At 40.2% G+C, this 12,474-nt stretch carries 10 protein-coding genes; 9 read left to right on the forward strand and 1 reads right to left on the reverse strand.

Annotation, left to right across the window (positions count from 1 at the left end):
- Nucleotides 1-13 precede the first annotated feature (13 nt).
- The 6 genes from JG30_RS00060 (at nucleotide 14) to JG30_RS00085 (ending at nucleotide 6,699) form a co-directional block, all read left to right on the forward strand.
- A complete protein-coding gene (locus JG30_RS00060) occupies nucleotides 14-1,777 on the forward strand; it encodes a LytS/YhcK type 5TM receptor domain-containing protein (RefSeq protein ID WP_046315096.1) in 1,764 nt (587 codons plus the stop codon).
- Nucleotides 1,755-2,483 (forward strand): LytTR family transcriptional regulator DNA-binding domain-containing protein, encoded by a 729-nt coding sequence (locus JG30_RS00065; protein ID WP_046315098.1) that lies wholly within the window; start codon nucleotides 1,755-1,757, stop codon nucleotides 2,481-2,483. The genes JG30_RS00060 and JG30_RS00065 overlap by 23 nt, the downstream gene beginning before the upstream one ends.
- A 142-nt stretch (nucleotides 2,484-2,625) precedes the next feature.
- On the forward strand, nucleotides 2,626-3,075 hold the full coding sequence (locus JG30_RS00070) for a CidA/LrgA family protein (RefSeq protein ID WP_046315100.1): 450 nt from the start codon (nucleotides 2,626-2,628) through the stop codon (nucleotides 3,073-3,075).
- Between the two features lie 2 nt (nucleotides 3,076-3,077).
- Nucleotides 3,078-3,803, forward strand: coding sequence for an LrgB family protein (locus JG30_RS00075; RefSeq protein WP_046317069.1), 726 nt, complete (start codon nucleotides 3,078-3,080; stop codon nucleotides 3,801-3,803).
- Nucleotides 3,804-3,917: 114 nt separating this feature from the next.
- Nucleotides 3,918-5,300: a replicative DNA helicase gene (gene dnaB, locus JG30_RS00080; protein ID WP_046315101.1), complete on the forward strand. Its 1,383-nt coding sequence runs from the start codon at nucleotides 3,918-3,920 to the stop codon at nucleotides 5,298-5,300.
- Nucleotides 5,301-5,412: 112 nt separating this feature from the next.
- The gene (locus JG30_RS00085; protein ID WP_046315103.1) at nucleotides 5,413-6,699 is read left to right on the forward strand and encodes an adenylosuccinate synthase; all 1,287 of its coding nucleotides are present in this window, start codon (nucleotides 5,413-5,415) and stop codon (nucleotides 6,697-6,699) included.
- 42 nt (nucleotides 6,700-6,741) lie between these two features.
- Here JG30_RS00085 and JG30_RS00090 read toward each other — a convergent pair whose 3' ends face one another.
- Complete coding sequence (locus JG30_RS00090) at nucleotides 6,742-7,662, reverse strand: hypothetical protein (RefSeq protein WP_046315106.1); 921 nt, start codon at nucleotides 7,660-7,662, stop codon at nucleotides 6,742-6,744.
- Between the two features lie 74 nt (nucleotides 7,663-7,736).
- On the opposite strand from JG30_RS00090, the gene JG30_RS00095 reads away from it, so the two are divergent.
- The 3 genes from JG30_RS00095 to JG30_RS00105 all read left to right on the forward strand — a co-directional run bounded on the left by JG30_RS00095 (nucleotide 7,737) and on the right by JG30_RS00105 (nucleotide 12,149).
- Nucleotides 7,737-9,002, forward strand: coding sequence for a hypothetical protein (locus JG30_RS00095; protein WP_046315108.1), 1,266 nt, complete (start codon nucleotides 7,737-7,739; stop codon nucleotides 9,000-9,002).
- Nucleotides 9,003-9,011: 9 nt separating this feature from the next.
- Nucleotides 9,012-11,669: a transglycosylase domain-containing protein gene (locus tag JG30_RS00100; protein ID WP_052725135.1), complete on the forward strand. Its 2,658-nt coding sequence runs from the start codon at nucleotides 9,012-9,014 to the stop codon at nucleotides 11,667-11,669.
- Nucleotides 11,670-11,732: 63 nt separating this feature from the next.
- A complete protein-coding gene (locus JG30_RS00105) occupies nucleotides 11,733-12,149 on the forward strand; it encodes a GtrA family protein (protein WP_046315111.1) in 417 nt (138 codons plus the stop codon).
- The last annotated feature ends 325 nt before the right edge of the window (nucleotides 12,150-12,474 follow it).

Here is a 12,474-nt window from a genome sequence, read left to right on the forward strand (position 1 = left end):
ATGGAGTAGATGCATGTTTAATCTATTAATTTTATTGACTGAGCGTTTAGGACTTATTATGATTTTGGCTTTTTTGCTGGTCAATATGCGCTTTTTCCGGAATTTAATTAAGCAGCGCACCAAAAAATCACAAATCTGGCTCACAATCATTTTTTCGCTCTTTGTTATTTTAGCTAATCTCACGGGTGTCGAAATTACTAATTCGCATGAAGTCTTTATGCCGGCATTAATTACTAGTTTGACCCAGGCGGATTCCATTGCGAATACGCGTACCTTAGTTATTACAACAGCCAGCTTGACTGCCGGACCTTATGTGGGGATGATAGTCGGCCTTGTTGGAGGATTGCACCGGGTTCTTTTCAGTAATTTTTCGGACTATTTTTATATTTTTAGTTCGATTATTATTGGCTTAGTGATTGGTAAAATCAGCGATCATGTAAAGCAGGGCAATTTATATCCCTCTAATGGGTGGGTGATTTTATTAGGGATCACTGCGGACTTGATTCAAATGGGTTTTATTGACCTATTTCGCGGTTTTGCCTTAGTACGTTTGATTTTTTGGCCGATGGTGATTTTAAATACCATTGGAACTTTTTTATTTGTCGAAATTTTAAAAACTTACATGTCCAATGAACAGCAATTACGGGCAGTTCAAACCAAAGATGTTTTAGAATTGGCTAATAAAACTTTGCCTTACTTTCGCCAAGGCTTAGATATGGATTCCGCGCATCATGTATGTAAAATCATCAAAAACTACACTAATTTTGATGCAGTAGGTTTAACAGATCAGGTAAATGTCTTAGCACATGTTGGTGCAGGCAGTGACCATCATATTGCCGGAGAACCGATTTTAACCGATTTATCCAAGTCAGTGATTACTACAGGTCAACGGCGCATCGTTTATTCAGCCACGGCCATTGGTTGCCCTCAACCTCATTGTCCTTTAGCAGCGGCGATGGTGGTCCCGCTGGAAGTCAATCATCAAACCATGGGGGCTTTAAAGGTCTACTTTACCGATGCCCGCAAGCTCACGGTGGTGGAAGAAAATCTCGTCACGGGACTGCAAAATATTTTCTCGGGTCAGTTAGCGATGGGGTTGGCAGAAGAGCAAGCTAGTCTGGTCACGGAGGCCCAAATTAAAGAATTACAAGTTCAAATTAATCCCCATTTCTTTTTCAATGCGATTAATACCATCTTAGCGCTGATCCGGATTAATCCGGATAAAGCTCGTCACGCTTTAATGCAACTGAGTATTTTCTTTCGCTCGAGTTTACAAAATGGGCAAGCGACCCAAATTACTTTGCAAGCAGAAAAACAACATGTGGATGCTTATATGGATATTGAGGAGTTGCGCTTTCCAAACAGATTTATTTTAACTTATGATCTGCAAATCAATGATCAAGTCTTGGTGCCCTCATTTTGTCTACAGATCTTCGTGGAAAATGCGATTAAGCATGCTTTTAAAAAAACGAACCAACCGGGTCATATTAAAATTTCGGCACGGCCCGTAGCGGATAATCAAGTCCAGATTCAAGTACAAGATGATGGTTGCGGAATGGACGCACAGTTATGTCAACAATTGGGCCAGCAGCCTATTAATGAAACAAACGGGACAGGGACGGCTTTGTATAATTTAAATTGCCGTTTACGTAATCTTTATGGCAATCAAAGTACCTTACAAGTGCAATCCAATTCTGCGGGTAGTACGTTTACCATCGTTTGTCCCATTCAAATTGTGAAGGAGGCCCAACCCTATGCAGATTCTCATCGTGGATGATGAACCGTTGGCACGCTCAGAATTACAGTACTTAATCGAACGGAGTTCCGCGTTAGCGAATCAACATGTCCAATTAGAACAAAGTGCCAGCATCAAACAGGCCTTGGAATTATTGCTGCAGAAAAAAAGTGAAATTATTTTTTTAGACATTTCTTTAAATGAAGAATGCGGTTTTGAACTGGCGCACCAATTACAGCAATTAGCCTATACGCCAGCGATTATTTTTGCTACCGCTTATGATCAATATGCGTTAGAGGCCTTTAATGTTGATGCTGTCGATTATATTTTGAAACCCTTCGAACAAGCGCGGGTGGATCAAGCTTTACTGAAAGCCTTAGCCTTTTTAAAATTACAACTAGTGGCGACCACGACGCATTCCGATTTATTAAGTATTGAATTAAGTGATCGCAGTGTGGTGGTCAAGAAGCAGACAATTATTGCTGCAACGGTTAACAATGGTAATTTAACGATTGCGGTGCCGCAAAAGAGCTATCAAACCAAAAAAACTTTGCATTGGCTCAAGCAGCAATTAATCAATTATCCGCAGTTTATGCAGGTGCATCGCAGTGCTTTAATCAATTTGGAAGAGATTGTTGAGGTTCAACCCTGGTTTAATCAAACGGTGTTATTAATCATGAGCAATCATCTAAAAATCCCCGTCGGCCGATCCTATCAAGCCCAATTAAATCAACGGCTGGGACTTTAAAAACAGACAGCAGGGGCTTTTTTAAAGGACGATTTTAAGCACTTCAGCTTCCATTTTAAGTAATTCAGCGACTGGTGGGAATATTTCTCAACTTTTCTTTTATGCTAAAAGCGTATTCAGAGAAAGAAGAGGAATAAATGAGATGAAAACACCACAAACTGATAAAAAATCCGCACCGATACTATTTCAAATGATGATTTATGCTGTAATTCTTTTTGTTGCACAGCTGATTTCGCAAACTTTGCCACCAGCTTTTCCGATCCCCACGCCGGTGATTGGGTTAGTGTTATTGTATCTCTTGTTAACTTGTCGCATTATTAAAATTGAGTGGGTGGATTCCTTAGCCAACACATTAATTGGCCTAATTGCTTTTTTGTTTGTACCTTCCGGCATTTCTTTAACGGCTAATTTAAAAATCATGCAAACGGAAGGTTTAAAATTAGTCTTTGTTATTATTTTGTCGACGATTATTCTTTTAGTAGTGACAGCTTATACTGCGCGGGCTTTATTGTGGTTGAAATCCAAATTGCAGGCACCAGCAAAACCTGTTAAATCGGTCACTTGGAAACAACAAAATGGAGGTCTGCAATAATGATGGCATACTTAACGAATCCACTGTTTGGCGTCGCCTTATCGTTAGTTTTATTTATCATCGGGCAAGGTCTTTTTAAAATATCCAAGGGCTTTTTCTTATTTCAACCCCTCTTTTTTGCCATGGTAACCGGCATTTTAGTGTTGGTTGTAATGGCCCATGGCTTCAATATGAGCCCGGCAGCCTTTTATACTAAGGCTTATAAACCGGGGGGAGATTTGATTTTTTGGTTTTTAACGCCGGCCACGATCGCGTTTGCCGTGCCGCTGTATCAACGTAATGATGTGATCAAGCAGAATTGGGCTATTATTTTATTTAGTCTATTAATTGGAACGCTGGTTTCACTCTTTATTATTACGGGTCTGGCTAAATTCATCGGTTTAAGTCGTGTAGGGGTAGCTTCGATGTTGAGTCAATCAGCCACCACGGCGATTGCCTTACCGTTATCCACGGCTGTCGGGGGTAATGCCGCGGTCACGGCAATGGCCTGCATTTTAAATGCCGTTTTGATTTATGCTTTGGGCAATCAATTTGTGAAATGGTTCCAATTAAGTAAAGATCCGTTAGGAACGGGGTTAGGCTTAGGTACGGCCGGACATACAGTAGGCTCCGCCTTTGCTTTAAAATTAGGTTCCGTACAAGGGGCCATGGCCGCAGTTGCGGTAGTGATTATCGGCTTGGTCGATAATTTAGTTGTACCGCTTTTTGCCAAAATAATGGGACTTTAAAAGCACAAGTTTTTAGTATATATTAAAAAAATAGCGGAAGGGCTGTTTTTTTTATTGTTCTCAAATTAATGATGTTAGAATGGTCAGTAGCGTAATTGGTTGGAGGATACTAGGATGAATAATGAGGTTATTCAGCGCATACCACCGAATAATAAGGAAGCGGAACAAGCTGTTTTAGGGTCGATTCTGTTACGTCCCACGACAATCGTAGAAGCCATGGAATATTTGGTTCCAAAAGCCTTTTACCAGCATGCCCATCAATTAATCTTTAGTGCCATGATAGAATTAAATGAACAAGATACAGCAATTGATGTAGTCACCGTCAAAAATATCCTGACTGATAAAAACCAGTTAGATGATATTGGCGGTGTCAGTTATTTAGGCGAATTAGCCACCGCGGTACCGACAGCGGCTAATATCGTTTATTATGCGCAAATTGTCGCAGAAAAAGCACTGTTACGGCGTTTGATTAATACCGCTACCGACATTGTCAAGCAAGGCTATGACGCCCCTGATGGGGATGTGAGCGCGGTTTTAGATGCTGCGGAACGCGCTATTATGAATGTTGGTGAGGATCAAAATCATAGTGGCTTTCAAAAGATTGCCGAAGTTTTAAATACGACAATTGAAAATATTGATCGGTTAGCCCAAGAAGACTCAACCGTGACTGGTTTAGAGACTGGTTATCCCGAACTGGATCAAGTGACAGCGGGGTTGCATGCAGATGAATTAATTATTTTAGCGGCGCGACCTGGTGTCGGCAAAACGGCTTTTGCGCTCAATGTAGCTGAAAATGTGGCCATTCATAATCCGACCACAGTAGCGATCTTTAGTTTAGAAATGGGAGCAGAGCAATTAGCAAGTCGTTTACTGTGTGCAAAAGGCAATGTCGATGCGAATCATTTACGGACGGGGAATTTAAACGAAGAAGAGTGGCAAAATTTAATTGTGGCCATGGGCATTTTGTCTAAAACTTCTATCTATATTGACGATACTCCGGGGATTAAAATGGCCGAAATTCGGGCGCAATGCCGACGTTTAGCCAAGGAAACCGGCAATCTCGGGCTGGTCATCGTGGATTATTTGCAATTAATTGAAGGCAGCGGTCAAGAAAATCGCCAGCAAGAAGTATCAACCATTTCGCGGCAGTTAAAAAAACTCGCCAAAGAATTGCATGTTCCTGTGATTGCTTTGTCGCAGTTATCGCGGGGAGTAGAACAACGCCAAGATAAGCGTCCGGTTTTATCAGATATTCGTGAATCCGGCTCCATTGAACAAGATGCGGATGTGGTAGCCTTTTTGTATCGCGAAGATTATTACAATAATGAAGCCAGTGACAGTGAGGAACCTGCCAATGATCAGGATCAAAATGTAGGAGAAGTAGAAGTGATTATCGGAAAAAATCGCTCAGGTCCGCGGGGCACCGTTAAATTATTATTTGTCAAATCCTATAATAAATTTGCGGCGCTATCACCTTTACCGGAACCAACTAGTTAAGCAGATATGTTCTGAGCAGCAGAGATTATTTTGGGCTTTGCTATTAAGAAGGAGGATTGCTAAACTAGAGATAGATTTCTTAGAAAAATTGAATTTAAGGGATGATTAGTGAATGACGGGTGTTGTTGTAGTTGGAATGCAATGGGGCGACGAAGGTAAGGGTAAAATTACCGACTTTTTAAGTAAAGGTACAGATGTTGTGGCACGTTATCAAGGTGGTGACAATGCCGGACATACGATTGAAGTAAAAGATCGGGAGTATAAAATGCGTTTAGTTCCTTCCGGTATTTTATATTCAGATAAATTAACCCTAATTGGCAATGGCGTGGTAGTGAATCCTAAGTCTTTAGTTGAAGAAATTACTAATTTAAAAGCACAAGGTTTGAGTTTCGCTAATTTTAAAATTTCCAATCGGGCTCACTTAATTTTGCCTTATCATATTAAATTGGATGGATTACAAGAGCAAAGTAAAGGCAGTGCGAAGATTGGCACGACAAATCGCGGGATCGGTCCAGCTTATATGGATAAAGCTGCGCGCGTGGGAATTCGCATGGCTGACTTATTAGAAAAAGATACTTTTGCTGCTAAATTAAAAGCTAATTTGGAACTGAAGAATCGCCAGTTCACCGCAGTCTATCACAGCACGCCGCTAGACTTTGATGATCTGTTTGAAGAGTATTATCAATATGGACAAGAATTAAAGCCTTATGTAGTGGATACAGCAAAACTTTTAAATGACCAATTAGCTGCTGGCAAAAATGTTTTGTTTGAAGGTGCCCAAGGAATTATGTTGGACATTGATCATGGAACTTATCCGTTTGTGACTTCGTCTAATCCTGCTGGTGGCTACACCGCCGGGGTGGGTGTGGGACCTACTCAAATCCAACGAGTTGTCGGGGTAGCTAAAGCTTATACTTCGCGGGTTGGCGATGGTCCATTTCCTACTGAGTTAACAGATGCTACCGGAGATTTTATTCGGGATGCCGGTCATGAATATGGCGTAGTTACAAAACGTCCCCGTCGGATAGGCTGGTTGGATGCAGTAGTTTTGCAACATGCTCAACGCGTAGCCGGGGTTAGTGATTTAGCATTAAACTGTATTGATGTGTTAAGTGGTTTATCAGAAGTCAAGATTTGTCGGGGCTATCAATTGCCTAATGGTCAAATTATTGATGAATATCCCGCTAGTTTAAAAATTTTAGATCAATGTCAGCCTGTTTATGAGACCTTACCGGGCTGGCAAGAAGATATCCGGGGAGTTACCGATATGCAAGCTTGGCCGCAGGCTGCCCGTGATTATGTGGCGAAAGTCCAGGAATTAACAGGATTGAATATATTAAGTGTTTCTGTAGGTCCCAACCGTGCGGAAACGATTGTTTTAGATGATGCGTGGCATTAAAAAAAAGAAGTTACTTGCTGATCGGGCAAGTAGCTCTTTTTTTTAAGCAGTGGTGGCTTGGGAGTGAATACCATTACGGAAACGGATAAAATGATTAGTATTACGATCGAAAGTCAAAGTATAAGTTAGTTTCTTTTGGCGATTAATTTGGGTGATAATAAAATTTGTTTCACGTGGAACATCGGTGATTTCATAAGCGGAAACAGCGCTATTTTTTTGATCACCCATTAAATTAAGCGCATATTGCTTGAAAGCTGCGCCACTAGCCGAATCTAGGCCAATGTTTTGGGCTAGCTGCTGATATTTGGCCAAAGGTGCGGCTTCTTGATTGTTCAGTCCCGCACTAGCAATACTCAGGTTCATCCGTTCTAAATAACCACTCACTGTGCTAATGCCGGAATTGCCCAGATGTTTAGTAAAACCAATAAATTTGGGGGGCTTATTGTTTTTGGTTTGGGTTAAGTAGGTGGCTTTTGTGAATTGGTGATGCCGATAGATGAGCCGATAACGGTAACTGACAATTTGACGAGTATCATCGTAACGGTTAGCACTCACTACCACATAAGGATCGTGCTGATCTCGGCCAATTAAAATCGGTGTTACACTATATAAATAGCGATGGGGCTTTTTTTCAACCCGGTGGGCTAATTGTCGATTTTGTTGCGCATTTAAAAAAGTAAGCCGGTTGGTTTTAGGATTAACTGTTTCATTAAGGTTGTTTAATTGATTCATCAAGGTTTGATAGTGTGTTGTTGGCTGTTCCTTCAATGTGACAGTTGGGGGTTGTATATTATGCTTCACCGTTTTGGGATTGACTAATAAGTCAAAGGGCAAAGTACGGGCCGTCAACCAATTGGCAGTGGCGGTCAGGATTGGTTGCCGGTTTACATAGCAAGTTAGCAGGACAAAGACTATAATAATTAACGTTATTAAACAGCCCCTAGGTTTTCGGGAAAGTTTCATATTCTACCTCGCAGATTTTGTATTATATAATAGTTGTAATAACAACGGGAAATAATTAAAGAGGATTAGTCCTAATGAAACTCAAGAACCGGTTTATCCTTATTTTAAGACGCAGTGCCTACACCATAGTGATTATTGCAATTTTTTTGCTGGTGGGTAGTGTGGTACATGTGAGCGCGAATGTAGCCACGCAAAAATTTATCAATTCGCAATATCAAAACAAGCAACAAGGAGCCCTGATAACTAATGCGCAACTAACGCGTATCCAACACTTACAAAATTGGTCCCAAAAAGATCGCTGGGCATTAGTTTTTAATCAGCGGACTCAAAAGGGCCTGACGCGATTATTATTTTTAGCCCATAATCGCCAGCAAAACGATCAGACTATTCGACGTTATTATGATGGTCGATTTTATTATGCAAATCAAGTTAACACCACGAAGTTAGATCAAACTGATAATCGCTTACTCTTAGAGCGTAATCAAACGATCTATCAGCGTCAAAAAAATCACTTAGATCAGATTCGAATTTGGTATGATCAAACGCAAGATGCAGTAAAATTTTTGCGTCCTCTTTTGCGCACCTATCATCAGGAAACCTTGACATTGTCTTTTGAACAGGTTTCTCAAGCTAATGCCTATTATAAACTAATTAAAAATCGACGGCTAAAACAAACTTGGCAACCGCAGGTGGCAGATTTAACCAAAACCTTTCGTCAACAACAAAAAAATCAGGATGCGACGAAACGGGCCCAAGAAAAAGCAGAACTGGCAGCTCTTAAAAATGCGCCTTTGAGTCAAAGTTATACGCCGGCCAAAGTTACTATTTTAGATAGTTTTAAAGCAATGGATCAAGCTAGTCAGGATTTGATGAATAACCATGTTAATGCGACCAACGTGCTTTTTTATGCCTCCGCACAAAAAACTTTAACCTTAATGCAGCGCAAGGGTGATCGTTATACGGCTGCTTCAGCAGCGATGGCAGTCCAAGCTAGTTCGATTGCTAGTGGGAGTTATAAAATTGCTAAAGTAGTGACTAATCCGCCGAGCACTGCGGGAATAGTAACGCAACCAGGTCAAGATAATTTTGGGCAATATGTAGCTGATGCAACTAATATAAGTTCTGAAACGAATACAGAAACAGATTTTAATCAGGCACGCCCGATTTTCTGGCTCAAAAACAATCCCGCTTTTCAAACAGCGATTCTCTTTAATAATGGATCGACTTTAGGCTTTATTGTTGCAGGCAGTACATTAAATAATACAATTACCATTAGTAGTGGCGATTTATTATCACTCATTAGTTCGGTAAACGATGGCATTACCTTATATGTCAGTTAAGGAGTCAACATGACCAATAACTTCCGTCATTGGTGGCATAATTTTTTACAACACCCTCTACGAAAACTCATCAAATATTGTGGCTGGCTTTGCCTTCTTGTGGGGCTCATTTGGGGCGGCTGGAAACTGCACCAAGGCGTTAATGCGCTCAAAAAAGATATTACCGATGGTTATTTAATCAGTGACACAGTCTCTAAGCAAACTTTCTATCCTAAGCAACCGACAGTAATTAAGGATAATCAAGGCAAAGTCATGAAGAAGTTAACTCATAGTCAAGCTAACTACATTTCGTTTACAAAGATTAAACCCATTGTGCGCCAAGGAATGGTGGCCAGTGAGGACCGTCGTTTTTATCAACATCATGGTGTTGATCTTTATGGAGTTTTACGAGCCATGGTGCAGTTGGTGTTGCGCCGCCAGATCCAGGGTGGTTCGACTTTAACGCAGCAACTAGTTAAAAATGTGATTCTCAAAGATCAAAGTCAAAATTTTCATCGAAAAATTAAAGAAATGGTCGTTGCCCAGAGTTTAGAGAAAAAGTTCACCAAACAGCAGATTTTAGAATTTTATCTCAATGATGTGTATTTGGGTCACGGGTGTTATGGCATTGGCAGCGCCGCCCGTTATTATTTTTCCAAACCCCAATCACGTTTGAATTATAGTGAGGCTGCTCTATTAATTGGAATTCCTAATAATCAAATTCTTTACGATCCGGTCACACATCCGCAAACAGCTCGGAACCGCCGCAATACCATTTTGTATACTTGGAAACAGCAAAAATTGATTACTGCGGCTCAATTTACGAAGTATTCCCAACAACCGTTAAATTTAAAAATTCATAATTTTCAATATGATAATGATATTTCTCATGATTATGCTTTAAATTATGCAGTCTCGAACGCGGTCAAGCAATTAATGGCCGTACATGGCTTTGAAATGCAGTATTTGTTTGCGGATGATCAAGCCAAAACTAACTATAAAAATCAGTATACCCAAGCTTATGAAAAGTATTATGGGGAATTGTTAAAGGGTGGCTTTATCATTCAAACCACTATTAATCGTGATTTGCAGCAAAAAGTGGTCGCTGCTGTGCAAGCTCAGTACACTAAATATCAAACTCGCGATGCTGATGGGAAATTAGAACCGCAAGTGGCCAGTACGATCGTTGATAATCGTAGTGGCGATGTGTTGGCTTTAGTTGGGGGCCGGACGACTGACGGTGATCAGTTAAATCGAGCAATTGATGCTTTTCGACAACCAGGATCGACAGCTAAGCCGATTATTGCTTACGCACCGGCTTTTGAGCGGGGATATTTCCCGCAAAGTAAAGTTATTGATGGGCCGATTGCTAATGTCCATAACTGGTATTCCGGCTATCGGGGAGCGGTCACTTTACGAACGGCTTTGGCAGATTCCATTAATACTGTTGCTTTTAAATTAGCGGCAAACGATAAAGACTATTCCTTTTATAATGATCTCGGCAAGATGGAATTTTCCGGATTATATCCTGCTGACAAAAACCCCATCACAGCAGTGGGGGGCTTTACTAAAGGGGTCACGACGACCGAAATGGCAGCTGCCTATAGTTCTTTTGCACGGTCAGGGCGTTTTGTGTCACCAAGTAATTTGCGGAGTATTTACGATACTGTCAATAATCGCTGGCTTTATCAAAATACGCATCTGAAAACCGAAGTTTATTCCAAAAATGCCAGTTATATGATGATTAATGCGATGCAAAGCGTGGTTAATTCCGGTTCCGGTAAAGGAGCGCGGCTAGATAATTATCCGTATGTCGCTGGAAAAACTGGAACGACCGATAACAATAATGATAGTTATTTTGTCGGCATGACCCCCAGCTTTACCATTGCTAATTGGACCGGGTATGATCACCAAACTTCTTTAACCGCCGAAGAATTGCAGTTACCAATCAAAACGTTTAAAGCCGAAGGACAATTATTAGTGGATTACCTCAAAGAAGCCAAAACTGATTTTCCGATGCCGAATACGATCCGGCGTGAAGGGGATTATTTATTTGTCCGTAATAATGCCAATCAAAAAACGGTAGCGCAGATCATTGAACAAAATTATGTTGCTTTTAACAGTGCCCAAATTAATGCTAATCAGATGCGTTTAAATAATTTAGATTATCGGTTAATTTATCATCTATCCAAAAAACAAGAACGGCAGCGGGAAAAGCAAGTGGAATTAGCTTTACAACGGTATACCAGTTTGCCTTTCACCCAATTATCGCAATATGATGACAAAGTGGCGGAATTACAAAAAATCCGCTATAAAAATGAAAATGTCAAACGCATGGCAGCTAAAAATGAGTTCAATAAAACAATCATGCAACTTCAAAGTAAGCTCAACTTAACGCAGGCCAAATTACAGGCTCAAAAAGAAAATCGACGGTTAGCTAAATTCGAACAGCAAAAGCAACAAATTCAAGCACAACGTGATGCCAAACGGCGTAGTTTGGTAGATCGCTTAATGCGACAATATTCTACTCAACTACAACGAGTACAAACAGCATATGATAATAACGCCGCAGACAAAGAGCTGCAGCTGCAAAAATTAGAAAATTTAATTAATCAAATCCGTAGTTATGGAGGCACCGTGGATGATCCGGTTATTACCGTCCATCATAATAAAAACAATGGCAATTAGTGGCTTTATTTCCGAGGAAATATTCCGCCTACAAATTCAAAAATCAGTAAGCGAGGTAAAGTAATGCAATTAATACGCAAATGGCTGAAAGCGTATTGGACTATTTGGTCATATCTTTTTTTTGGCGGTTTAACGACTTTAATTAACTTAGTAGTTTTTTATAGTTTATATACTTGGACGCATTGGGTGGGCTATCAAGTCGCAACTTTTTGGGCTTGGTTATTATCAGTAATTTTTGCTTATGTAACTAATAAGTTATTCGTGTTCAATTCCCATCAAACGAGTTCCCAAGGTGTTTGGCGTGAACTAGGCTCATTTTTCTTTTTTCGCATTTTGAGTTATTTATTAGATGTCGTGGTGGTGGCTATCGGGATTGGCTATCTTCATGGAAATAGCTTTTTTGTCAAAATCATTGATAACATCTTAGTGGTAATCGCTAACTACCTTTTTAGTAAAATATTTATTTTTAAACAAAAATAATCCAGATGCCAATATTTTACGTAGTGACCGGAATTGTTAGTGTTCTTCCTTGGATAGCACTAAATAAATCAGCGGACATTGATAGTTAATATTGACGTGATTTACACAACGTGGTTTACTAAAAGATAATTAAGGACGTTAAACAAAGGAGCCTTGCGTAGAAGTTAGTTATATTTGATTCAAAAAAACTGCGTTTGGAGCGGCATGGGTAAGCCAATGAACATTAAACAATAGAATTATTAACAAATATCGCTTGGTGAAAGCGGCTGGTGGTGCTTTTATTTTCTTCAGTTGCATTCTAAGTTCTTAGTACAAAATTTTTTAT

This window comes from Bombilactobacillus mellifer (assembly GCF_000970795.1).
Classification (GTDB): Bacteria; Bacillota; Bacilli; order Lactobacillales; family Lactobacillaceae; genus Bombilactobacillus; species Bombilactobacillus mellifer.